Origin of the sequence: Falsiroseomonas oryziterrae (genome assembly GCF_021864505.1) — a bacterium.
GTDB classification, from domain to species: domain Bacteria; phylum Pseudomonadota; class Alphaproteobacteria; order Acetobacterales; family Acetobacteraceae; genus Falsiroseomonas; species Falsiroseomonas oryziterrae.
On record NZ_JAKJIB010000028.1, the window covers coordinates 1 to 22,528 of the forward strand.

A 22,528-nucleotide genomic window follows, 5' to 3' on the forward strand; every position below is an offset into this window, starting at 1 on the left:
GTCGCCGCGGCGGCCTGGCGCGACTCCACCTCCTCCAGACGGCGCTGCAGCTCCTCGATGCGACGCAGCAGCTCCTCCGTCGACTGCGCGCGCGCGGGGCCTGCGAGGGCGGCAACACCGAGGCTCGCCAGGACAACAGATCCGAGCCGTCGAACGTGGTCCATGGCTGCTCCCTTCGTCATGGAGGATCGGCGACCAGCACGCGCAGCTCCGGCGGCGCTGCGCCGCGATGGAAGGCACTGGCGCGCGCGGAGGCGGCGTCGTCCGTCAGGTTGATGCGGGCTGCGCCGCGGCGCAGCTCGTGCCAGTCGGGCAGACGGAAGGCCTCGATCCAGTGATCCAGGCGCTCGATATCGCGGGTGAGCATCCAGGCCACTGCGCCGTCGCGCCGGCGGGCGGCGGACAGATCGCGCATCGCCGCGCGGAACCCGGGCACGTCCGCCGCGTCCACCACATAGGCGATGGTGACCAGCACCGGATGGCGCGAGCTGGCAAGCTCCGCCAGCACTTCCTGCCGCACGTCCAGCTTGGGTAGCGGCCGCGCCGCTGGCTCGGATGGATCGTCGATCTCGCCCGGCAGCGCCTGCAGCCGGGCGACGACCGCCATCACCATCCCGCCGAGCCCCGCGGCGAGAATGGTGCCGGTGAGCCCCGCATGCATTCCGAGCCAGCCCCAGCCGATCGCGCCGAGGCCCATGCCGCCATTGTAGATTGCCTGGTAGATCGCGAGCCCGCGCGCGCGCACCCAGGGCGCGCAGGCAAGCTGCACCGTCGTCTGCAGGTTCGAGGACCCGATGATCCAGCCGACGCCGAAGACCAGCATGGATGCCGCGACGACGGCCGGGTGCGGCAGCAGCGCGACCGGGACCAGGGCGCCGCCGGTCAGCAGGCCGGCGACCATCACGAAGCCGTCCCGCGACAGAAGGCTGCGCAGCCGGGGCACGAGCAGCCCGCCAAGCACAGCACCCGCGCCGATGCAGCCCAGCATCAGACCGTAGCTCGTCGAGGCCAGGCCCAGCACGTCGCGGACGTAGAGCGGCAGCAGTGCCCAGATCGCGCTCGCGAAGGCATAGAAGGCGGCGGAGCGCACCAGCGCGACGCGCACCGCCGGCTCCGCCCCCGCATAGCGCAGGCCGAGCCGCATCGCCTGAACCGGCGGCTCCGGCGGGACGCCGGGCAGCCCCTGCATGCGCGGCAGCGCCAGCACGGTCGCGACCAGCAGCGCGACGAGGGCGAAGCTCGCGGCATTCGCCGCGAAGGCCGCTGCCGCGCCGGCGCTGGCGACGATCAGCCCGCCGACCGCCGGCCCGATGGCGCGCGCGACGTTGAAGCCGATCGAGTTCAGCACCAGCGCCTGCGGCAGGTCCTGCCGCGGAACGGTCAGCGGCACCGACGATGCCCAGGCCGGATTGTTCAGCGCCGAGAAGGCGGCGAGCAGCGCCGTCAGGGCGAGCAGCGTCCAGGGAGTGACCAGCCCCGCCGCATAGCTCGCCGCCAGCAGGCCAGCCGAGACCAGCATCCCGAGATTGGTCCAGACGAGGTAGCGCCGCCGGTCCACCACATCGGCCAGCGCGCCGGCCGGCAGAGCCAGCAGAAGCACCGGCAGCTGCGCTGCCGCCTGGATCAGGCTGACCATCAGCGGATCGGGCGCCAGGTCCGTCATCACCCAGGCGCTGGCCGTGGACTGGATCCAGGTGCCGAGCGCGGAGACGGCGTTGCCCGTCCACAGCCAGAGGAACAGGCGGTGACGGAAGGGCGCCAGGGCGGAGGCTTCGGCGGAGGGCACTCACGCAGCCCCCCCTGACGTAGGGCGCGCCGCCGGCACGCTGCGCGGTATCCCCCGCAGCACTGCCAACGCGATCGCGGCATAGGTGACGCCGATCAGCACACCGGCGATCCGCACCCACAGCCGCTCGTCGGTGTCGTCGTAGAAGATCGAGAAGCCCTGGCCGACCAGGATGCCGAAGGCGTTGAGCGACTTCATCGCCACGCCGCGCATCGCCCCGGGCGCGACGATGCGCAGCGCGATGCACCATGCCAACGCCAGCGTCACCGTCCCGAAGACGGCCAAGTCGGGCGCCAGCCAGACGGCCTGCCAAGCGATCGCCGCCGCCGCGCCGCCGATGAAGGCAGCGAGGATCCGGTCGCCGATCACGCGCCGCGGCGGAACGCGGTCGGGCCGGAGCGCGATCACCACGCCGACCAGCACCGCGCCCGGCGCCGGCGGTTGGAAGCCGGCGGTGAGCACGACCGCGAGCAGCAGCACGCCCGCCGCGACCGGCGCGCTGATCGGCGGCTCAAGCAGGCGGGGCCTGGCCGCGCTCCCGCGTGGCGGGAGCAGCAACCCGGCCAGCCCGACCGCGATGGAAGCGCAGAGGAAGTTCGCCGCGCACCACCGCGCCAGGTCCTCGGCCAGGTCCGGCGCGCGGATCAGCGCATCAGGGATGATCGCGCAGAGGACAAGGAAGATGAGCCCGACCGGCGCCAGCCGCTCGTTCTCGCAGAGCCGGAACGCAGCCGTGAAGATGCCGAACAGGACAATGCACAGCACGAGCGGCATGCCATGCAGCGCCTGCAGCGCGATCCCGGCGACGAAGGCGGCGACCCAGGCGATGACCGGCAGTGCGGCGAGCACCGGCAGGCTCGGCTGCGCCCCGGCGGAGAGGGTGCCGGCGACCAGCGGCGCGATGAAGGTGAGCTGGATGTCCGCTGCTTCGGCAAACACGAAGGCGCCGCTGAAACCGAGTGCGATCCGCAGCGCCTCCCGTGCGTCAGAAGGCATAGTTGGCCGTCGCGACGATGTGCAGCCATAGCCGGGCCACGGCGGCGGCCGCTCCCGCCTCCTGCGTGATGACGATCACACTGGCACGGGAGCCGACGCGGAAGGCGGGGATGTCCTCGCGGTTCAGCAACTCGATCCGCACCGGGATGCGCTGGGTGTCGCGCAGCCAGCGGCGCCGTTCCGCCACGCGGGCGAGGCCGGGCTGCGATCCGCCGATCTGCTGCGTCACGCCGGCCGCGATGCTCTCGACGCGGCCGGCGACGATGCGGCCCGGCGCGACGTTGAAGGTGATCTCGGCCGGGTCGCCCGGACGGATGTTGCCCAGCGCGTTCTCCGGCAGGTTCGCGACGACCCAGGCGCTCTCGGTGTCGATGATCGTCGCGACGGTGTGGCCGGCGGTTGCGAACTGGCCCGGCGCGAGCACCGTGTTGGTGACGAAGCCATCCACCGGCGCGCGAACCTCGGTGGAGGCGAGGTCGATGCGCGCGCGCTGGAGCTGCGCAAGCGCCGCGCGGATCTGCGGGTTGTCGGCGCCGCCGGGGCCGAGGCGACGCCGCGCCTCCTCGAGGTCGGCCTCGGCGCGCTGCAGCCCGGCCTGGGCGGAGGCGAGCTGCGCGCGGGCGCGGTCGGCTTGGGCCTCCGCATAGACCCGACGCTCGACGAGCTGCATGACGCGCGCCGACTGCTCGCGCGCATTGACGAGGTTGGCGCGTGCCTCCAGCACCTGCGCCTCCGCGGCCGAGAGGGCGGCGGTGCTGGCGCCGACGCTCTGGCTGGCACTGGCGAGGTTCGCCTCGGCCTGCTCGACGGCCGCGACGAAGCGGCTGGGGTCGATGTGGAACAGGACGTCGCCGGCGCGCACCTGCTGGTTGTCGCGCACCGCGACGTCCACGATGTCGCCCGACACTTCCGGCGCGAGGCCGACGACGGGCGCCTGCAGCGTCGCCTCGGAAGTATAGGGCGCGACGCGATCGAGCAGCACATGGACGGCGAGCGCAACCAGGAACAGCACGATGAGCGCCACGCCAATCCCGCGCCCGGACCGCCGCTGGGGAGGGGGTGCCGGCGGCGGTCCGGGCGGGGTGCCGGCCGGAGGTATCCCCTCCTCCGGCAGCAGGGCCTCCGCGCGGCGGAGTTCGGTCATGCGTCCCTCGCTCCCGGTCCTGCTTCAGTAGGCGAGGATCATGGCGAAGTAGCCGAAGACGGTGAGCAGCACGCCCGAGACCGCGTAGGCCACCGGGAAGCCGATCCACGGCACGTTGCTCTGGATCGAGACCGCGGCCTCGCGGCAGGGCCCGGAATGGCTGCGCGCGCCGGCCACGCCGCCCATCAGCACCGCCGGGTTCATGCGGAAGACGTGGTAGCCGATCGCCCAGACCACGACGGGCGGGATCGAGCAGGCGACGAAGCCGACCAGGAAGATCTTGAGCGCGAGTACCCCCGTCAGCTGCGCCAGCAGCGAGGCGCCTGCATTGATGCCGACGATCGCCACGAAGACCACTAGGCCGAGATCCTCGAGAACGTTCCGTGCGGCACTCGGCGTGTTGCCGAAGAAGCGCAGCCGCGAGGCGACGGAGGAGACGATGACGCCCGCCACCAGAAGCCCGCCCGCATTGCCGAGCCCGATCGAGGCGCCGAAGGCCGGGAACTCGATCAGGCCGATCAGGAAGCCGAGGATCATGCCCGCGGAGAGCGTCAGCAGGTCGGTCGCCGTGCTGGGCCGCACGATGCGGCCGAACAGCGCGCCCGCCTGGTCCATCGCGCCGCGCAGCCCGACCACGGTGAGCACGTCCATGCGCTGGAGCTTGGTGTTGCGGGCGATCGGCATCGGATGCCCGCCGCGCTCGAGGCCGAGGAGCTGCACGTGGTTTGCTGCCTCCTGGTCGCGGAAGCTCGCGAGCTCGCGGCCGACCACCTCCCGGTTCGTCACCAGGATCTCGGCGCGGTCCAGCGGGATGTCGAGCGCGACGCGGTCGGAGACCTCGGGGCCGATGAGGCCCATCTTCTCGGTCAGCGTCTCCCGCGCGCCGCCGAGCGCGATCACGTCACCCGGCTGCAGGACCACATCCGCGCCCGTGCCGACCGCGACGCCGTCGCGCACCACGTTCACCACGCGGTACTCCGGGTTGGCGTGCAGCAGGTCGCCGACGGTGCGGCCCGACCATTGCGGGTTCTCGAGCCGGTAGGCGCGGAGCCCGGCGCGGGTCCAGCCGCTCAGCGTCGGCGTGTCGCCGCTCGCCACGCCGTGCTCCGCCTCGTATCGGACCGCAGCGGCGCGCGCATCCACACCCCACCATTGCGGGAGGTACTTCGTGATCAGGATGATGCCGACGGTGCCCCAGATGTAGCTGATACCGTAGGAGAGCGCGATCATGGCGCTGACCTGCTCGGGCGTCGTGCCGGGCGGCAGCGCGATGGCGCCTGCCGCCACGGCCTGCTCTGCCGAGCCGATCGCCGCCGACATGGTCTGCGAGCCGGCAAGGATGCCGCCGGCGGCACCGACTGGAAGATCGAGCAGCACCGAACCGACGACCGTGATGCCGAGACCGAGCACGCAGCTCACCACGGCGAGGAAGGTGAACTTGATCCCGTCGCCGCCGAGGCTGTTGACGAAAGAGGGGCCGACGCGCAGGCCGACACCGTACATGAACAGGTAGTAGAAGAGGCTCTTGGTAAAGTTGTCGAGTTGCAGCGTCACGCCGAAGGCCGAGGCGGCGACGGCAAGCCCACATCCGACGATGATCGCCGCGGCAACCATGCCGAGCCCGTAGCCGGCGACGCTCTGCCGCCCGAGCCAGACCGCCAGCCCGACGGTCAGGAACAGCAGGATGTAGGGGTTGTGGGAGAGGAACTCGAAGAAGGCCTGCATGGCGCGCGCCCCCTCATTCGGCGGCCGCGCGCCGCGGCGTCGTGCCGCGCATGCGCGCCGAGATCGCATCCGGCTTCAGCAGCTTGAGGCCCTTCGCCGACTCGTAGCCGTGGATCTCCTTCACATCGAGCTTGCGCATGAAGTCGATCGTTTCGCGCGTGATGACCTGGCCGGGCACCATGATCGGGAAGCCGGGCGGGTAGGGGATCACGAAATTCGCGGAAACGAGTTCTGGCCCTTCCTTCAGGCGACGGTCGATCTCCGCGCTGGCTAGCGGGACGTATTCGCAGAGCTCCGGCCGGTAGGCGCCGTAGAAGGCGTTGCGCATGTCGCCCTCCGTCGTGCGCTCGCCGGCATCGCCGCGGAACGCATCGTGGAAGCGGCTGAAGTTCGGCAGGTCCGGCACATCCGTCATCAGCGACTTCACGCGCTTGGCGAAAGCCTCGCGCTCCGACTCGCCGCCACGGACCAGGCGCTCCTCGATCTTCTGGCTGATCTCCATCAGCACACGGATCAGGTGCGCGACGTCGCTGCGGGTGTTGTTGATGTTGGACTGCAGCAGCACCGAGTTGCGCGAGGTCTTGTTGATCTGGATGTCGTAGTCGCTGGCCAGCAGCCCCTTGAACTGCGTGCCGTCGAAGCCGGCCGTGCCGCAGACCAGCGTCATCCGGGTGGGATCGAGGCAGAACTCGTCCTCGCGCAGGCTCTTGAGTGCGGCGGCCCAGGTGGTGCCCGGTGTGAGGTAGTCGGTGAAGCCGCTCGCGCGGTATTCGGCCGGCACCATGTCGTCGGCGCCGAGCACGCGGAAGTATTTCGAGATCAGCGGGTGGCCGTTCACCTCAGTTCGGATGGCGAGTGCGATCTCGATCGCGTTCATCACCAGGCCATAGCCCTCGAGCTCCATCTGCCGGCGGGCCACGTCGAGGCCGGCGATGAGCTGCTGGTTCGGGCTGGTCGAGGCATGGGTGAAGATCGCCTCGTGGAACTGCGCTTCCACCGTCGCGAAATCGACGTCCCTGACGAGCACCATCGAGCCCTGGCGTATCGCCGACATGGACTTATGCGTGGAGTTGGTCTGGTAGACCCGCAGCCGCACCTTGCGCGGGTCGGGGATCAGCCGCGTCTCCAGCAGCGTTTCGCGCGATGGATTGTCGCCCAGATCCGCGCGCTGCTTCTCGAAAGCCCCCACGGACGCCGGGTCGCGCAGACAGCGCTGGATATCGGCCGCCGCGCCCATCGCGGTGCGTGGACGCAGGAACGGCGACCAACGCGCGAAGCCGAACCACGCCTCGTCCCACAGGAAGACGAGGTCCGGCTTGATCGCCAGGCATTCCTCCATCACCCGGCGCGTATTGTACACATGCCCGTCGAAGGTGCAGTTGGTGAGGTCCACCATCCGCACGCGGTCGAGCCGCCCTTCATCGCGCAGGTCGAGCAGCGCCTGCTTCACGCTGCGCAGCGGGACGGCGCCGTACATCGAATAGGCCGTCATCGGATAGGCCTCGACGTAGAGCGGCTGCCCACCCGCCAGCACCAGCCCGTAGTGATGCGACTTGTGGCAGTTGCGGTCGAGGATGACGATGTCGCCCGGCTGCACCAGCGCCTGGTGAACCATCTTGTTGCTGGTCGATGTGCCGTTGGTGACGAAGAAGACGTGGTCGGCGCCGAAGGCGCGCGCCGCCAGCTCCTGCGCGCGCTTGATGTTGCCTGTCGGCTCCAGCAGGCTGTCGAGGCCGCCGGTCGTCGCGCTGCTCTCGGCGAGGAACAGGTTGATCCCGTAGAACTCGCCCAGGTCGCGGATCCAGTCGGACTTGAAGACCGACTTGCCGCGCGCGATCGGCAGCGCGTGGAAGGTGCCGATCGGGCGTTGCGCATAGCGCTTGAGGTTGTCGAAGAACGGCGTCTGGTGTCGGTCGCGCACGCCTTCGAGGATCGCGAGGTGCAGCTCCAGCGGCTCCTCCACCTCGTAGAAGATGCGACGGATGCAGTCGGAGCGCGGGTCGCCGGCCAACTTTTCCACCCGTCGGTCGGACAGCAGGTAGATGTCGAGCTCGGGCCTGATCCGCTTCAGCGTATCGGCCAGGCGGATCGCCATCTCGCCCTCGTCGCCGGCCGTGCCGTCATGGCTGTCCAGGATCTGGCGCAGCAGCGGGGCGTCGTGACGGGAGCGGTAGGGAAAACCCTCATAGATCGCGACTGCGGCGATGTCGGGGTTGAGCACGGCGGCGCATATCGCGTCCTCGAAGCTGCCGACGGGCACGGTCTCGTAGACGTAGGAATCCTCGGGACGGCGGAGCCGGCGCATCTCGGCGGAGATCGCGGCCCAGCGCGCCGACGGCACGGGCGAGACTGCCAGCAGCTCGAAGTACGGCCGCCGCCCCTGGCCATGGCCGAGGGTCGGCGGCAGGCGGTCAGCCGGCTCCGGCGTCTCCTCCGTCATCTCCCAGAGCTGGTCGTCATGCTTGTAGGAACGCGAGATGATCGCCGAGGAAATGCGTCGCACGAGAGCGGCGAAGGCTGCGGCGCCGCCGTCCCCGGCCAGCTTTTCCCGCAGCGCCGCGATCAACCGGCCGCCGGGGTAGGCGTGGAACTCCTCGTGCAGCCCCACCTGGTCGAACGCCTTCTCGACGTGTGCGCGGTCGGCCTGCCCGGCCGACCAGCGCAGCGCGACGCTAGCGAGTTCGCGCCAACGGTCGGCCCGCGCGGCGGGAGTGGAGAAGAAGTGATCGATACGCGGCTCGTGCTCCGCGCCGGCGTCACGCGTGGCCATCTGCTCTCGCTCCCCATCCCTGTCGCCGGATCCGGCGCGCCGCTCCGCGCCGGCTGTCTCGTCGGCGAAGCTATTCAGTCGAACGGAGAGGCGCCTATTGGGTGGATTCCCCATGCCGGCGGTGCCGATCCTCGACGGCGCGACAGGGAACTACGGAACGAACTGTCGGGACGCGGCCGCGGTCGTGGTGCCACGACGGGCGGGCCGCGGCGTGGAGCGGCGCGGCGTCGCCGCGGCGGGCGTGTCCCTCGCGAGTTCCTGCAGCACGGGGTGGCGCGCGACCAGGCTCTCGCCGACCTCCACGAGCGCATCCACGTCTTCGCGCGGGAGGGTGAGCGCGGTCGGGATGGACTGCATGCGTCGTCGCAGCTCCGGATCCTCGATGCCGGCGAGCGATACGTGAACGAGTTCGCCCCGCACGTCGTCGCAGGGCCGGCCGCCGATCACCGGCGCGGTGGCACAACGCACCCTGCGGAAGCGGCGAACCAGCGCCTCGACCTGCGCCTCGGCGAGCGCCAGCGTCTCGAAGCTGTAGGCGTTGATCTGAGTGCCGGAGACGGCGGAGAACAGCTGCATGAGTCCGCCGACGCTGCGCTGCTGGCTGAGCGTGGGATCGCTCGCTGCCTGTCCGTCGACGCTCAGGACCATGACGCGCCGCGTGCGGAGCGCCGCCGCACGGAACAGCTCGTGCTCGTCGTCGAGCGAGATGAGGATGTTCAGCAGCCCACGCAGGGCCAGGTTGTCGGCGATCCCACCATCCATCAGGTGCACCCAGCGCGTGCGCTCGGCATCCGACAGCCGCTGCGCCAGTTGCGCGAGCTGCGCCCGTCGGGAGGTTTCTGACTGCGGCGCAGCAAGGTCCACCTGCGGCGAGACGGGTGGCCGCGCATCGCCACATTCGCCCGCATGGCTCTGCAGCGTGATCGCGGAGAACACAACCGGGTATGCGCTGCTGGCGGCGACCGCGCGGGCCACCGGATAGCCGCTCATGTCGGAGCAGAGCAGGCCGAACAGCGTTCCCTGGAACGGAAAGACAAGGCCGGTTGCGATCTCGGTCGCATTGATCGAGATCAGCGGCGGTCCGCGTCGTGCGAGGTCGGCGAAGGTCGCGCCGCGGAACATGAGCGCGTCGTAGACCTCCGCCATGCGGTCGTTGGTGCCGTAGGCGTCGTCCACCATCCAGCGCCAGTTCCATGGCAACAGGAACATGCCGTAGATGTATGCCTCGATGTCGCGGTGGAGGAACTGCTCCGGGAAGGTCTCGAAGCTCCGGTCCCTGAAGAGGCCGTAATGCGCGGCCGGGAAGCTGCCACCGGAGACGGCGGCGATGTAGTCCACCTCGCTCAGCAGCGTCCGCCCATCAGCGCCGCCCAGGCCTTGCACGGGAATCGCTCGAAGGCCGCGCAGCGCGCCATGTGCGAAGGCGGCAGACCGCGTGCCTCCCCCCGAGAAGGCAAGCAGCACCATCAGCTCGCTGCCGGTCGTCTCCCGGTGCTCGGGAAAGGAGCCGAAGCCGTAGTTCCGCGCATAGTCGGGCCGTCCTGCCGGATCGCGCGGAAGCGGCTGGTTCAGCGCCGGCACGGTCGTCTGGCAGGCGCCTAGGGCGAGGGCAGTGAAGAGCGCGACGAGGGTCGCACGGCGCGGGGCGGGGCGGTGCGCAGGACGGAGCGACATTGGCGGATCTCCTTTCCGGCCCGTCGTTCACGCCATGCGGCGTGCGGGGCGCCCGGCATTCTGCTGGGGAGAGATCGGGTCCCCTATCGGGCAGATCCCTGAGCGGGCTGCGGGGAACCCCTTATCCTCAGGGCGGCGTGATGCCGTTGCGCACCGCGTAGCGCACCACGTCGGCCAATGATCGCGCGCGCAGCTTGCGCATGATCGCCGCGCGGTGCGCCTCCGCCGTCTTGACGCTGATCGCGAGACGTGTAGCGACCTCCTTGTTGCTGCGCCCCTCGGCGAGCAGCTGCATCACCTCCCGCTCGCGCGACGTGAACTGCTGGTCCGGCGAGGATGGGCTCGCGGCGCCGCTGCGCAGGAAGCCTTCGACGATCGTCGCGGAGACTTTCGCGTTGAAATAGGTCTTGCCCGCGGCCAGCGCCTCGACGGCGGCGACGACGTGTCGGCCGGCATCGGATTTCAGCAGGTAGCCCTTGGCGCCCGCGGCCAGCGCCTCCCTCACGAGCGCCTCGGATTCGTGCATGGTGAAGGCGAGCACCTCGGTGCGCGGGCTCGCCTTGCGGATCTGGCGCGTGGCATCCAGCCCGTTCAGTTCCGGCATGGCGACATCCAGCACGGCGACATCGGGCTTGAGCTCGCTGGCCATGGCGACGGCCTCGCGGCCCGTCGTGGCCTCTCCGCAGATCTCCCAGCCTTCCTGGCGCTGGAGCAGCAGCCGCAGCCCCTGGCGCACCACCTCGTGGTCATCGGCCAGCAGAATGCGCAGCATCGTCTTGCGGCCCTCGCGACCGCTCCTGTTCCAGGAGGACGCTACAGGCGGCGCGTGCGGGGCGGCATTGGGATTCATCCCTGTTGTGTCAGGGAAGACTACCAGCGCGGGCTTGAGGGGCCGGGTGAAGGGGGGCCTCCGCCACGACATGCGTTCCGTTGCGATCGGAGCGGATCCGCAGCTTGCCGCCGAGCTGGCGCATGCGCGCCTGCATGCCGGGGATGCCGACGCCCGTCGCGGCTTCTCCAGGCTCACGCATGACGAAGCCGGTGCCGTTGTCGGCGATCTGCAGCTCCACGCCCCGGTCGAGGACAGGGTGGAACCGCACCGTCAGGCGGCTCGCGCCACCGTGGCGATGGGCGTTGGCGAAGGCTTCCTGTGCGACCCGGATCAGCGCCACCGCGATCTCGGGCGGGACGACGCGCGCGGCGTCCCTGTCCACCATGATGTCGCAGACCAATCCGCGTAGCCGGGCGAAGCCCTCCGCGAAGGTCTCGAGCGCCGTGGCGAAGCCGAACTCGTCGAGGAAAGGCGGGTGCAGCGTGTAGGAAAGCGTGCGCAGATCCTCGATCGAGCGGGTCAGCAGCCTCCTCGCCCGGGCAAGCGCGGCTTGGCCGCAGGTGGTCGGAAGGGCGCCGGCCACATGGTCGAGTTCGATGACTGCCGCGGCGATGTCCTGCACGGTGCAGTCGTGCAGTTCCCGTGCGATGCGGCGGCGTTCCGCATCCTGCCAGGCCAGGACCTGGCTTGCGGCGACCACTCGGGCGAGGGGCGGCGACGCAGCCCGGCGCCGCTGGGCGCTGGTCCCCTCCGGCCGGGCCGCCGGTGCCGGCGGACGTCTGGCGTGATCGGGCACGGGAAGATGCCGCGATGCTCTCCCTTCCGGCCGATCGCCGCCGTCGCGGAGCAGTCGGTCGCCGGTCTGCATGACAAGCCTTCACGGAGTTTCCGGAACAAGGATGAGGGTCCCGATGAAGGCAGGCCAGCGCGATCTTGCGCGCGGGACAGCCTGTTGATTGCGTGAGACTCCATGTGAGTTGCCGGGGCTTCGCCGGCCATGCACCTCTCCGGAGCATGGTCGCCATCTGGCGCAGCCACAGGTTGAAAAATTCGTGATCGAACCGTTTCCTGCTTGAGCGCGCCTTCCCGCTCGGCCTACGCCGGAGGAGCCCGAGGGAACGACCTCGTGGGCGCCGGGATGAGACGAATGGTCGCAGTTTCTGGCCTCGCCGCTTCCGATCTGCTGCCGATGCATGAGGTTTCGACGGAGGGGCTGCCGCCGGAACAGCAGTTCGAGGCGTTCTGCGACACGCAGGGCGGCATCGTCGATCGCGTACCGGGCCCGACGGCCGGCGCTGGCTTCGCGACCCGGCAGCGCACCTGGCAGATCGGCCGGATCGCCGTGCAGCACGGCAGGGCGCCCAGTCTGGAGTGGCTGCGCACGCCGCAGCGGCTGCGGCGGGATGCGATCGACCATTGGTTGCTGCTGGTGCACCCCCGCACGGTCACCCGCGCGCGCGTGGGCGATGCCTGGCAAGTCATACCGGCCGGCGCACCCTTCCTCGTCGCGCTGCATGAGCCGGTCGAGTTCGTGCGGCCGGGCGGCGACTGGGTCTCCATGTTCCTGCCGCGCGACGCCTTCGCCGACATCGCCGGGCTACTCGATTCCGCGCGGGCCAGGCCCATGCTCGGCACCACCGCACGTCTGCTGGGCAACAGCGTGGCGATGCTTCCACAGGAACTCGAGACGGCACCACGGTCGGAGGCGCCCGCCCTCGCCTCCGCCTATCTCGCCCTGATCGCCGCTGCTGCCTCCACGGTGGCCGAGGGCTCGCCGCGCCGAGCCGTCGGAAACACCGCGTTGCGGCTGACCCAGCTGAAGCGCGTCATCCACGAGAACCTGGGTTCGGCGCTACTGGATGCCGACTGGCTCTGTCGCACGCAGGGCGTGTCACGCGCGACGCTCTACCGGTTGTTCGAGCCGCTCGGTGGCGTCGCCGCCTATATCCTGGCGGCCCGGCTGCGGGAGACGCACCGCGCGTTGCTGGCTCCTGACGAAACTCGCTCGATCGCCGAGATCGCGCTTGGCGTCGGCTTCTTCGATCCCGGTGCCTTCTCCCGCGCGTTCCGGCGCCGCTACGGCTGTTCGCCACGCGAGTTGCGGGCGGATGCGCTGGCCGGTCTGTCGCAGGCCGGCGTGCCGATCGGCGCCGATGAAGCGCTCGTGCTGCCTCTGACACGCCTGCTATCGCGGCTGTAGGGTCCGCATGCCAATGGCCGTGGCGCCCCATGCGAGACATAAACCCCTCTGGACCGCGTGATCGTCGTGCGAAATTTCAACAAAATTTTGATATTATCGAACAAATACGACACCACGCCAGCATCTACGGATCGTCCGGCATAAAGCGGTGTTGGTCCGCGATTTGCAGCGTCCAGAGCTTCGGGAGATCACAGTTAGCAAGGCTGGCGGCGCAGACCGAGCGCTGTTCGGTAAAGGCGGGTCCAGGCTCCCCGAACCCCTCCCGCTCGCCTACTCCGCCGCCAGCCGACGCGGATCGATCTCCGCGATCTTCACGTCGTACCGCCGGTAGTCCTCCCACAGCCGCGGCAGGTCCGCCTCGAACAGCCCCCGGATGATCCCCTGCGCCAGCCGCGGCACCGCATAGACCATCGCGTTGATCGAGGAGCCCGCCGGCCCGAAGGACAGGCTGGTCGCGATGCCGAAGAGGTGGATGTCGCGGATCCAGGGCGTCGTGCCTGCGACGCGTTCCTCGAAGGCATAGTCGGGCGCGAGATAGGGGAATTCGCCCAGCCTCTCGTCGCGCTCGCCCTCGGGCGGCGCGTAGCGGTCCGACCAGCGCGCGATGTTGTCGTGGAAGGCGGCGAGCGTCGGCACCGAGGCATAGTCCATCCGCACGCCCGTCCCGCACATCAGGAAATCCGCCGCGAAGGGACCACGCGCCGTGTCCAGCACCACGCGCCCGTCCTGCACCTGCGCCCCGGTCCAGGCCCGCCCGACATGCATCCGGAAATTCGCGTGCCGCGCGCAGCGGTCCCAGGTGTCCTGCGGAAACGCCTCGCGCAGCCCCAGGACATGCGCCATGAAGCGCCAGCGCCATTCATCCGGCACGGCATGGATGTTCTGCAGGAAGCCGCCGAAGGTCAGCCAGCGATAGGGCTGCACCAGCTGCGGCTCAGCCCGGCGGCAGAACAGATGCACCTCCGCCGCGCCGTGCTCCAGCGCCGTCGCCGCGTTGTCGAAGGCGGATGCGCCGGCGCCGAGCACGGCGACGACCTTGCCGCGCAGCGCGGCGAAGTCCACCGGATCGGCGCTGTGCGCGCGCAAGGCCGAGGGCAGGGACGCGACGAACTCCGGCATCCACCAGCGCCCCGCATCCTCCTGCCCCGTCGCCAGCACGACCTTGCGCGCGAACATCGCACCCGCGCTGGTCTCGACGCGCAGGCAGGGCAGCCCGTCATCCGTGCGCGCCGGCTCGATCCGCCTGGCCTCGACACCGTTGCGCACCGGCACGCCCGTCACGCGCCGCAGCCAGAGCAGGTAGTCGTTCCACAGCTCCTTCGGGATCAGCCGCAGCGCCTCCCACGCCGCCGTGCCGAACTGCGCCTCGTGCCAGGCCTGGTAGGTGAGGGAGGGCACGCCGAGGTCTGGCCCGCTCTGGTCCTTCCAGCTCCGCAGGTTGGGCATGCGGGCATAGGTCAGCCACGGTCCCTCGCGCCCGGCTTCCGCGCGGTCGATCACCAGGACGTTCCGCACCTTCTCGCGCAGCAGCGCGAAGCCGGTGACGACGCCGCATTGCCCCGCACCGACGATCAGCACGTCCAGCACCGGCCGGCCGCCGCAGGTCTTGGGCTGCAGCCATTCCATGCGCGGATGCGCGATCAGCGCCAGGTCGCGCGCGACGTCGGCTTCCAGCTCCGCAAGGGTGCGTGGCGCAGGCAAGGCAGGTCCCGTTCCGATCTCGGCTTCGATATAGCTGCGCGCTCCGGCCGCGCCACCCCTTGACCGGGCGCGGCCGCGGCGGAACACCGGGGGCATGGCCGAGGCGCTCGACGTTCCCACCCACCTCACGCCCGAGAAGGCCGATTTCTCGAAGGCGCTCGCCTGGGTGGACGGCGAGGTCGTGCCGCTCGACCAGGCGCGCATCCCGGTGCGCGACCTCGGCCTCATGTATGCCGACATGACCTACGACGTCGTCCACACCTGGCGCGGCGGCTTCTTCCGGCTGGAGGAGCATCTCGACCGCTTCCTTGCCTCCTGCGCCGGCCTCCGGCTCGATCCCGGCCTGGACCGCGCGGGGCTGCGGCGGCGCCTCGGCGATCTCGTGCTGCGCAGCGGGTTGTCGGACACACTGGTCTACTTCGCCTGCACACGTGGCACCGCTGTGCCCGGTACGCGCGATCCGGCGCGGCACGTAGCGCACCGCTTCTTCGCGACAGTGACGCCGCTGATCCTGCGCGGCCAGCCCGCTGAGATGCGCCGCGGCCTGCACGCGATGGTGGTGGCCGACGTCCCGCGCATCGCCGCCGCCTCGGTGAACCCGCACTGGAAGAACAGCCATTGGGGCGACTTCCAGCGCGCCACCTTCGCCGCCAAGGATGCCGGCGCCGACGTGCCGATCCTGCTCGCGCCCGACGGCAGCGTGGCGGAGGCGCCGGGCTTCAACGTCGTTGCCCTGCTGGACGGCGCGCTGGTCTCCCCGGCCGACAACGTGCTGCCCGGCATCTCCTGCCGCACCATGTTCGAGATCGCCGCCGAACTCGGCATCCCGGCCCGCTACGGCCGCCTGATGCCGGAGGAATTGCGCCGCGCGGAGGAGGTCTTCCTCACCGCCACCTCCTGCGGCCTGTTCCCGGTGACGCGGCTGGACGGTGCGCCGGTCGGCGCCGGCGTGCCCGGGCCCGTGACGGCCCGCTTGCTCAATACGTATTACGCGCGGAAGAATGCCGGCTGGCACATCACGCCGGCCGCTGCGGCCGCGGGCCAGGAGACGACACGATGATCCGCGTGCTGACGCTGCTGGCCGCGCTGGCGGTCGCGACACCCGCCCTGGCGCAGCGCGAGCTGACGGTCGTCGCCGGCGGCGGGCAGCTGCAGGACCACATGCGCCGCACGCTGTTCGAGACCTTCACCCGCGCCACCGGCGTGCCCGTGCGCGACAGCTCCTACGACTACAACGTGGGTCCCATCCGCGCGATGGTGCAGGCCCGCAACGTGACCTGGGACGTGGTGCTGGTGGAGGCGCCGGACCTCATCCGCGGCTGCGAGGACGGCATCTTCGAGCGCATCGACTGGTCCGTCGTGAACCGCGCCAAGTTCCTCGGCGGCGGCGCCGAGACCTGCGGCGCGGGCGCGATCGGCTGGGGCGTGTCGGTGTTCCGCGACCTCAACCGCAATCCGACCGGCCCGTCCAACTGGCAGGAATTCTGGGACACGCAGCGCTTCCCGGGCCGCCGCACGCTCCGCCGCGGCGCGCGCATGACGCTCGAGATCGCCCTGATGGGCGATGGCGTGCCGGCGGCCGAGGTCTATCGCGTGCTGGCGACGCCCGCCGGCCAGCAGCGCGCTTTCGCCGCCCTCGACCGCATCCGCCCGTCGCTGCATTTCTGGACCGGCGGCCAGCAGCCGCTTGAGCTGGTGAATGCCGGCGAGGTCGCCTTCGCCGTCGGCTTCGTCGGCCGCACCGCGAATGCGATCCGCGGCGGCGCGCGGCTCGACCTGAATTGGGACACGCTGCTCTTCAGCTACGACTACTGGGCGGTCGTGCGCGGCTCGCCCAACGCGGCGAACGGCATGCGGCTGATCGAGCACATGACCAACCCGGCCCCGCTGCGCGCGCTGACCGAGCTTTGGCCCATCAACCCGGTGACGGCGGAGGTCGCCAACGACCCGGCGGTGCGCGCCCGCAACCCGCTGATGATGAGCAACCACCAGGATCGGGGGCTCCGCATCGACACCGAGTTCTGGCTCGACCAGGGCCCCGATCTCGAGCAGCGCTTCGCTGCCTGGCTGAACAGGTAAGCCGATCGCCCGCCAGCGCCTCCTCGCGGCCGCACTCCTCGCGCCGCTGCTGCTGCTGATCGGCGGCGCCTTCCTGCTGCCGGTCGGCGTCACGCTGTTCACGGCCGTCGCCGACCGCGAGGTGGCGGAGACGCTGCCGCGCACCCGCGCCGCGCTCGCCGCCTGGGATGGCCGCGACCTGCCGCCCGAGGCTGCCTTCGCCGCCCTCGCCGACGAACTCGCCGCGGCGCTCGAGGAACGCCGGATCGGCGACGTCTCGCAGCGCCTCAACTTCGAGCAGCCCGGCATGCGCGCGCTGCTGCTGCGCACCGCGCGTGCCGCGCCACGCCTCGCCGCCCCCTATGCGCAGACCCTGCCCGCGCTCGATGCCCGCTGGAGCGAGGCGGAGACCTGGAAGCTGATCCGCCGCGCCGGCGGACCGACCACTTCGCTCTACCTTCTGCGCGCCGTCGACATGACCCGCACGCCGGATGGCGAGATCCGCGCGGTGGCCCCTGACCAGGCCGTCTTCGTGACGCTGTTCCTGCGCACGCTCTGGGTCAGCCTGATCGTCACCGTCGCTTGCGTGGTCCTCGGCTGGCCGGTCGCGGCGGCGATCGCCGCGCTGCGCCCGCCCTGGTCCTCCGCCGCGCTGCTGCTGGTTCTGGTGCCCTTCTGGTCGTCGGTGATGGTCCGCAGCACCGCCTGGTTCGCCCTGCTCCAGCGCGAGGGGCCGATCAACGATGCGCTGCTGCTGCTCGGCTTGGCCGATGCGCCGCTGCAACTGGTCGGCACGCGCTTCGCCGTGCTGCTGGCCACCATCCACGTCCTGCTGCCGGTCGCGATCCTGCCGATGGTCGGCGTCATGACGCGGCTGGATCGCCGGCACCTGCAGGCCGCCGCCTCGCTCGGCGCCTCGCCCTGGCTTGCCTTCCGCCGCGTCTGGCTGCCGCTGAGCCTGCCAGGCGTTGCCGCCGGCGGGGCGATGACGTTCCTGCTCGCCGTCGGCTTCTACATCACGCCGGCGCTGGTGGGCGGCGAGCGTGACCAGCTTGTCGCCTGGTTCATCGCCCAGTTCCTGAACCGCGACGTGAACTGGGGCATGTCGGCGGCGCTGTCCGTCTATCTGCTGGCCATGGCGGGCGCGGTGATCGCCTTGCTGCGTGTCCTGACGGGTGGCGTCACGCCGGCTGGGGTGCGCGCCTGATGCAGCGCCCCTCTGGCCTGCTGCTCGGCGTCACGGCTCTGGTGCTCGCCTTTCTCACCGCGCCGATGCTGGCCGCGCTCTGGCTCAGCTTCTCGCCGACCGAGCTGCTCCGCTTCCCGCCGCCGGGCCTGTCGCTGCGCTGGTACGCCGACTTCTTCGGCAACGAGCGCTGGGTGCTGGCCACCAGGAACAGCCTGATCGTCGCGACGGCGACGATGATGGTCGCGACCGCGCTCGGCACGGCGGCCGCGATCGGGCTGCACCTCGGCAATTTCCGCGCGCGCGGCCTGCTCGTCGCGCTGCTCACGCTGCCGATGGTCACCCCCTTCATCGTCACCGCGGCCGCGATGTTCTTCGCCTTCTCCACCGTCGGGCTGGCGGGCACGCTGCCCGGCCTGGTGCTGGGGCATACGGTGGTCGCGGTGCCCTTCGTGCTGATCACCGTGCTGGCGAGCCTCTCGACCTTCGACGCCACGCTGCTGCGCGCCGCGGCCTCGCTCGGCGCGCCGCCGTCGCTCGCGCTCCGCCGCGTGCTGCTGCCGCGCATCTGGCCCGGCATCGCAGCGGGCGCCGTCTTCGCCTTCGCAACCTCGCTCGACGAGTTCGTCATCACGCTGTTCCTGGCCGGCCCCGGCCAGTTCACGCTGCCGCGCCAGATGTACGCGAACGTGCGCGAATACATGACGCCGACGATCCTTGCCGCCGCGAGCCTTCTGTTCCTCGCTTCCTTCGCCTTCCTGCTGCTGACCGAGGCGCTGCGCCGGCGCTAGGCTTCGATCCGGAGGATCCCCGTCCCCTCAAGCGAGAAGCGCCCGGCGCCCGGCCGCGCGGCGAAGGTCTCGATCGGGTGCCACAGGTAGAGCCACGGCGGGTTGGCGTGCAGCCGCCGCAGCACCGCCGCATAGGCCGCATCGCGCGCCTCGTCGCCGACCGTCCGGTTCGCCGCCGTGATCAGCCGCTGCACCTCCTCGTCATGGTAGCCCTGCCACCACACCGCGCGGTTGGCCGAGGAGATCTTGTCGTCCAGCACGCGGAAGGTGGAGCGCGGCGAGCTGTCGAAGATCGCGACGTCGCCGATCACCTTCCGCCCGACCTCCCGCGCATATTCCGGCCGGTCCGCCTGCACCTCGATCCGGGTCGCCACGCCGCAGCGGTTCAGCGCCTCCGCCACCGCCTCCGTCACCTCCTTCGCGCGTTCCGGCAGCGTCAGCGGCGTGCGCAGCGTGAGCGGCCCGCTCACCCTCGCCGCTTCGAACAGCCGCTTCGCGCGCTCCGGATCGTAGGGCAGGGGGGAAAGCTCGGCCGCGCGCCCGCCCATGTGCAGCGGGCTGACGACGGTTGCCGACAGCACGCCGAGCCCGTGCAGCAGCCCGTCCAGGATCGCCTGCCGGTCCACCGCCAGGTTGATCGCCAGCCTGGCCTCGGGCGAGGCGAAGGCGCCCTCGAAGCAATTGAGGTAGTGCATCACGGAGAGCCCGTTCAGCCCGCGCCCCCACTCCAGCGCCGCCTCGCGCTCATTCGCGGCCTCGCGTTCCAGCTGCATGCCGACATCGACCTCGCCCGCGACCAGCGCCGCGATCCGCGCCTCGTGCCCCGGGGTCGCCAGCACCGTGATGCGCTCCGGCCCCGGCGTGTCGCCGACGCGCCGCAGGTCCGCGGACTGCTCCGGCACGAAGCTCTCGACGCGATAGGGTCCGGTGCCGAGCACCGGCGCGCCCGCCGCATCGGCACGCACCAGAACGAACTCGGCGAGGACGTCGAGGATGTCGGCGAAGGGCTCGGGGTTCTCGACCCGCAGGCTGGTGCGCGTCGGCGCGGTGATCCGCGCGTCGCGCAGGTAGCGGCTGTAGGACCACTTCATCCCGAACATGTCGACCGAGCCGAGGATGCCCTCGATCGTGTCCAAGACGTGCTGCGCCTCGACCGCCACGCCGTCGTGGAAGCGCGCGCCGTCCCGGATGTGGAAGGTCCAGCGCCGCCCGTCCTCCTCGACATCCCAGTGCGAGAACAGGGCAGGGACCACGCGCCCGCCATCCGTCCAGCGCAGCAGCGGCTCGAACACCAGCATCTGCAGGGTCAGCGTCGCGGCCGCATCGGTGACGCGCGCGGGCGGCAGGAAGCGGCACGTCTCGGCCGCAAGGCGCAGATGGCGCAAGAGCTACCTCACAAGAACGAAGCCGACCCACAAGGATCGGCCGCGAATGCGGCCCCGCGCCGCGACCATCAGCGCATCAAGCGCACCATGTCTGCGGCGCGCAAGCCAAGCCCGCGGATGCGGGCGCCGGCGCTTGAGGCACTCTAAGCCGGCTCGATCTTGCTCAGGATCGGCGCCCACCTCCGCTCCTCGTTCTGCATGAAGGCCAGGTGCTGCGCGGCGCTCGACGGCGTCACCTGCACGCCGAGCTTCTCGAACTCGGCCACATTCGCCGGGTTGGCCATCACCTTGTCGAAGGCCTCGCGCAGCCGCGCCACCACGGGCGCCGGGACGCCCTTCGGCGCGAACAGCCCCATCCAGCTCGTCACGCTGTAGCCCGGCAGCGTCTCCGCCACCGTCGGCAGGTCGGGCAGTGCCGGCCAGCGCGTCGGGCCCGTCACGCCGAGCGCCCGCCACTGCCCGGCCCGGATCGGCTCCAGCGCCGTGGTGATGCCGCCGAACAGCACCTGGATCGCCCCCGTGGTCAGGTCCGCCCGCAGCAGCGCATCGCCGCGGTACGGCACGTGCACCATCTGCGTGCCCGTCATCTCCATGAACATCTCGGCCGAGAGATGGATCGACCCGCCCGCGCCGGCCGAGCCGAAGTTCAGCCGGCCCGGATTGGCCCGCACATGCGCGATGAACTCCGGCACCGTCCGCGCCGGCACGCTCGGGTGCACCACCAGCACGTTGGGCGCGGAGAACATCATCCCCAGCGGGTCGAAGTCGCGCTCCCAGCGGAACGGCGTGTCGCGGATCAGATAGCGCGTGTTGATGATGTTCGGCCCCGTCGCGAGCAGCGTGTAGCCATCCGCCGGGCTCTTCGCCGCCGCGTCAACGCCGATGTTGCCGCCCGCGCCCGACCGGTTGTCCACCACGATCCGCTGCGGCAGTTCGCGGCTCATCGCGTCCGCGAAGGCGCGCGCATGGGTGTCGGAGGAGCCGCCGGCGGGGAACGGCATGATCAGCCGGATCGGCCGGTCCGGAAAGGCGCCCCCCGGCGTCCCTTGCGCCAGCGCCGGCACCGGCAGCAGCGCCGCCGCGCCCAGCAATCCGCGTCGCGAGATCCCCGTCATCGTCCGCTCTCCCTGTCGCCGGCGAAACTGTCCGACAGGGCGGCGGCGCGTGCAACCGCCAGCTTCGCATCCGCCGGCCGGTCCAGGGGCGGCGACAGGCACGGCTGCACGCGGATCGCGCAGCCGTCGCCCGGTCCTTGGGCCGCGCAGCGCCCCGAGGCGCTACGCGCCGGCGACCCGGTCCGCCATCTCGGCACCCCGCCTCCCCCGCGGCTGCTCCGGCCCGGTCGTCGTGTCCCGCGCCGTCTGGTGCTCCATCTCCGCGTTCAGTTCGCCGCCGAGCAGCACGACGGCCGAGGAGATCCAGATCCAGGTCATGAAGCCGATGACCGCGCCGAGCGATCCGTAGGTTTCGTTGTAGCTGCCGAAGCTCTCGACATACCAGGAGAAGCCGAGCGAGCCCGCGAGCCATACGGCGGCGGCCAGCACGCTGCCCCAGCTCACCCAGCGCCACCGGGCATTCTCCCGGCTCGGTCCGAAGCGGTAGAGCGCGGCGAGCAGCAGCGCGACGAGGGCGATCAGCAGCGGCCAGCGCCCGACGCGCAGGATCCATTCGATCGTGCCGCCCAGGCCGATCACGCCGAACACCACCGGCAGCACGAGCACCGCGGCCATGGCGACGATCGCGAAGGCCAGCCCGCCGAGCGTGAAGGCGAGCGTCGTCAGCGTCAGGCGCACGAAGCTCCGCTTCTCCCTCTCCTCGTACACGACGTTCAGCGCGTCGAAGAGCGCCTTGGTCGCCTGGTTCGCGCTCCAGAGCGACAGGGCCAGGCCCAGGACCGCACCGAAGCCGAGCGCACCGGTCGAGTTCCGCGTCACCCGCCGCACCTGTTCCTCGATCAGGTCCATCCCGCCGCCGGGGACGACGCCGGACAGGACGCGCAGGTGCTGCTCGATCTGCGCCGGGTCGGCGACCAGGCCGTAGAGCGAAACGAGCGCGGCGATCGCCGGGAACAGCGCCAGGAGCACGTAGAAGGTCACGCCGGCCGCCTCGGTCAGCAGCCTGTCCTCCATCGCCTGGCTCAGGGTGCGCCTGAGGATCTGCCACCAGCCGCGGGCCGGGATCTCCTGCGGCGTCTCCGCCGCGCGGCCCGGGGCGCCGTCGGCGGCCTCCTTGCCCCCGGGCAGGCGCGCGCCGCGCTCGTCGCGGGCCTGGACGCGCGCC

17 protein-coding genes are annotated in these 22,528 nt (G+C 71.0%); 5 read left to right on the forward strand and 12 right to left on the reverse strand.

Annotated features, from left to right (window positions below):
- Positions 1–178 precede the first annotated feature (178 nt).
- The 8 genes from L2I40_RS04515 to L2I40_RS04550 all read right to left on the reverse strand — a co-directional run bounded on the left by L2I40_RS04515 (position 179) and on the right by L2I40_RS04550 (position 11,627).
- A complete protein-coding gene (locus L2I40_RS04515) occupies positions 179–1,786 on the reverse strand; it encodes an MFS transporter (RefSeq protein ID WP_237213676.1) in 1,608 nt (535 codons plus the stop codon).
- Positions 1,787–2,782 carry a DUF2955 domain-containing protein gene (locus tag L2I40_RS04520; RefSeq protein ID WP_237213677.1) on the reverse strand — a complete coding sequence of 332 codons (996 nt, stop codon included), beginning with the start codon at positions 2,780–2,782 and terminating at the stop codon, positions 1,787–1,789. It abuts the gene before it with no gap.
- A complete protein-coding gene (locus L2I40_RS04525) occupies positions 2,772–3,926 on the reverse strand; it encodes an HlyD family secretion protein (protein WP_237213678.1) in 1,155 nt (384 codons plus the stop codon). The genes L2I40_RS04520 and L2I40_RS04525 overlap by 11 nt, the downstream gene beginning before the upstream one ends.
- 24 nt (positions 3,927–3,950) lie before the next feature.
- Positions 3,951–5,651, reverse strand: coding sequence for an aspartate:alanine exchanger family transporter (locus tag L2I40_RS04530; RefSeq protein ID WP_237213679.1), 1,701 nt, complete (start codon positions 5,649–5,651; stop codon positions 3,951–3,953).
- 13 nt (positions 5,652–5,664) lie between these two features.
- Complete coding sequence (locus L2I40_RS04535) at positions 5,665–8,421, reverse strand: beta-eliminating lyase-related protein (protein WP_237213680.1); 2,757 nt, start codon at positions 8,419–8,421, stop codon at positions 5,665–5,667.
- Positions 8,422–8,571: 150 nt separating this feature from the next.
- A complete protein-coding gene (locus L2I40_RS04540) occupies positions 8,572–10,095 on the reverse strand; it encodes a patatin-like phospholipase family protein (RefSeq protein WP_237213681.1) in 1,524 nt (507 codons plus the stop codon).
- 127 nt (positions 10,096–10,222) lie between these two features.
- On the reverse strand, positions 10,223–11,017 hold the full coding sequence (locus L2I40_RS04545) for a response regulator transcription factor (protein ID WP_237213682.1): 795 nt from the start codon (positions 11,015–11,017) through the stop codon (positions 10,223–10,225).
- Positions 10,956–11,627 carry a sensor histidine kinase gene (locus tag L2I40_RS04550; RefSeq protein ID WP_237213683.1) on the reverse strand — a complete coding sequence of 224 codons (672 nt, stop codon included), beginning with the start codon at positions 11,625–11,627 and terminating at the stop codon, positions 10,956–10,958. Before L2I40_RS04550 ends, L2I40_RS04545 begins: the two co-directional genes overlap by 62 nt.
- Positions 11,628–12,053: 426 nt before the next feature.
- On the opposite strand from L2I40_RS04550, the gene L2I40_RS04555 reads away from it, so the two are divergent.
- Positions 12,054–13,127, forward strand: a complete 1,074-nt coding sequence (locus L2I40_RS04555; protein WP_237213684.1) for a helix-turn-helix transcriptional regulator — start codon at positions 12,054–12,056, stop codon at positions 13,125–13,127.
- Between the two features lie 270 nt (positions 13,128–13,397).
- Here L2I40_RS04555 and L2I40_RS04560 read toward each other — a convergent pair whose 3' ends face one another.
- Positions 13,398–14,828, reverse strand: coding sequence for an NAD(P)-binding domain-containing protein (locus L2I40_RS04560; protein ID WP_237213685.1), 1,431 nt, complete (start codon positions 14,826–14,828; stop codon positions 13,398–13,400).
- Positions 14,829–14,922: 94 nt separating this feature from the next.
- On the opposite strand from L2I40_RS04560, the gene L2I40_RS04565 reads away from it, so the two are divergent.
- The 4 genes from L2I40_RS04565 to L2I40_RS04580 all read left to right on the forward strand — a co-directional run bounded on the left by L2I40_RS04565 (position 14,923) and on the right by L2I40_RS04580 (position 18,863).
- A complete protein-coding gene (locus L2I40_RS04565; RefSeq protein WP_237213686.1) occupies positions 14,923–15,888 on the forward strand; it encodes an aminotransferase class IV in 966 nt (321 codons plus the stop codon).
- Positions 15,885–16,907: an extracellular solute-binding protein gene (locus L2I40_RS04570; protein ID WP_237213687.1), complete on the forward strand. Its 1,023-nt coding sequence runs from the start codon at positions 15,885–15,887 to the stop codon at positions 16,905–16,907. The genes L2I40_RS04565 and L2I40_RS04570 overlap by 4 nt, the downstream gene beginning before the upstream one ends.
- A gap of 121 nt (positions 16,908–17,028) precedes the next feature.
- Entirely contained in the window at positions 17,029–18,093 is a 1,065-nt protein-coding gene (locus L2I40_RS04575; RefSeq protein WP_237213688.1) for an ABC transporter permease, read from the forward strand.
- On the forward strand, positions 18,093–18,863 hold the full coding sequence (locus L2I40_RS04580; protein WP_237213689.1) for an ABC transporter permease: 771 nt from the start codon (positions 18,093–18,095) through the stop codon (positions 18,861–18,863). Before L2I40_RS04575 ends, L2I40_RS04580 begins: the two co-directional genes overlap by 1 nt.
- Here L2I40_RS04580 and L2I40_RS04585 read toward each other — a convergent pair.
- From L2I40_RS04585 to L2I40_RS04595, 3 genes are all read right to left on the reverse strand, one after another.
- The gene (locus L2I40_RS04585; RefSeq protein WP_237213690.1) at positions 18,860–20,248 is read right to left on the reverse strand and encodes an ABC transporter substrate-binding protein; all 1,389 of its coding nucleotides are present in this window, start codon (positions 20,246–20,248) and stop codon (positions 18,860–18,862) included. The two genes, L2I40_RS04580 and L2I40_RS04585, sit on opposite strands and share 4 nt — an antisense overlap.
- Before the next feature lie 143 nt (positions 20,249–20,391).
- Positions 20,392–21,363, reverse strand: coding sequence for a Bug family tripartite tricarboxylate transporter substrate binding protein (locus L2I40_RS04590; RefSeq protein ID WP_237213691.1), 972 nt, complete (start codon positions 21,361–21,363; stop codon positions 20,392–20,394).
- Positions 21,364–21,525: 162 nt separating this feature from the next.
- Positions 21,526–22,528 (reverse strand): YihY/virulence factor BrkB family protein (locus L2I40_RS04595; protein WP_308116407.1); only part of this gene is annotated, 1,003 nt, incomplete at its 5' end.